This is a genomic window from Hansschlegelia zhihuaiae, from assembly GCF_004103825.1.
Classification (GTDB): Bacteria; Pseudomonadota; Alphaproteobacteria; order Rhizobiales; family Methylopilaceae; genus Methylopila; species Methylopila zhihuaiae.
Genome location: NZ_RYFI01000013.1, coordinates 9,528 through 10,852 on the forward strand (window position 1 = coordinate 9,528; position 1,325 = coordinate 10,852).

Sequence of the window (1,325 nt, forward strand, 5' to 3'; positions counted from 1 at the left end):
CGTCGGCGAGACCGCCGAAGGGCGCACGCAGGAGGGCGGCGGCGTTCCAGCGCCCCTGCACATAGACGCCCTTGGCGTGGCTCATGGCGCGGAAGCCTTCGATCCCGTGATAAGAGCCCATTCCGCTCGGCCCGACGCCGCCGAAGGGCAGGTCGTCCTGGACATAGTGCATCAGCGTGTTGTTGACGCCGACATTGCCCGAGACGGTGCGCGACAGGACCTTGCGGCGGTCCGCGTCATCGGCGCCGAAATAGTAGAGCGCCAGCGGCCGGGGCCGGGCATTGACATAGGCGACGGCGTCGTCGATCCCGCGATAGCCGACCACCGGGAGGACGGGCCCGAAGATCTCCTCCTGCATGATCGCCATGTCGTCGGTCGCGCCGAGCACGAGGGTCGGGGCGAGCGTGCGCGCGCGCTCCCCCGCGGTCTCGGGCGCGGCGCCCGCCTCGACGATCCGGGCGCCCTTGGCGCGCGCGTCGTCGAGCAGTCCGCGGATGCGCTCGAAGTGCCGGTCGTTGATGATCGAGGTATAGTCGTCGCTCGTGGGACCCTTCGGATAGAGCGCCGTCACCGCTCGGCCGAAGGCCGCGACGAAGGCGTCGACCTCCTGTTCCTGAACCAGCGCATAGTCCGGCGCGACGCAGGTCTGGCCGCCGTTGGTCAGCTTGCCGAAGGCGACTTCCGAGGCGGCCGCGCCCTGGGCCTGGCCCGGGGCGACGACGACCGGCGACTTGCCGCCGAGTTCGAGCGTCACGGGAACGAGGTTTTCGCTCGCCGCCTTCATGATCGCGCGGCCGACCGTCGTGCTGCCCGTGAACAGGAGATGGTCGAAGGGCAGCGACGCGAATGCGGCGCCGAGCGCTGCGTCGCCGGTCACCACCGCGACCTGCTCCTCGGCGAAGATCTCCGCCAACATCTCCTGCAGGAGCCGGCTCGTCGCGGGCGCGAACTCCGACGGCTTGATCATCGCGCGATTGCCGGCGGCGATCGCCGTCGCGAGCGGGGTCAGCGCGAGCGCGAGCGGATAGTTCCAGGGCGCCACGATGCCGATCACCCCGAGCGGCTGATACTCGACGCGGGCGCTGGCGAATCTGAAGGTCGCCGCGACGTGGCGGCGGCTCGGCGCCATGAAGCGGCGGAGATTGCGGGAGAGGTAGTCGATGCCCTGGACCGGGGCCATGATCTCCGCCATCGCGGTCTCATGGCGCGACCTGTGGCCGAAATCGACGTCCAGCGCGCGCTCGATCTCGGACCGGCGGGCCAGAATGGCGGCCTTCAGCTTCTTCAGGTCGGACCGGCGCTGGGCGAGCGACGGCGGGCCGTCT

At 70.4% G+C, this 1,325-nt stretch carries 1 protein-coding gene; it reads right to left on the reverse strand.

All coding sequences use genetic code 11. The annotated features are described in order from the left end of the window. A partial coding sequence (locus EK403_RS13715) for a coniferyl aldehyde dehydrogenase (RefSeq protein ID WP_164919603.1) occupies positions 1-1,325 on the reverse strand: 1,325 nt, incomplete at both ends.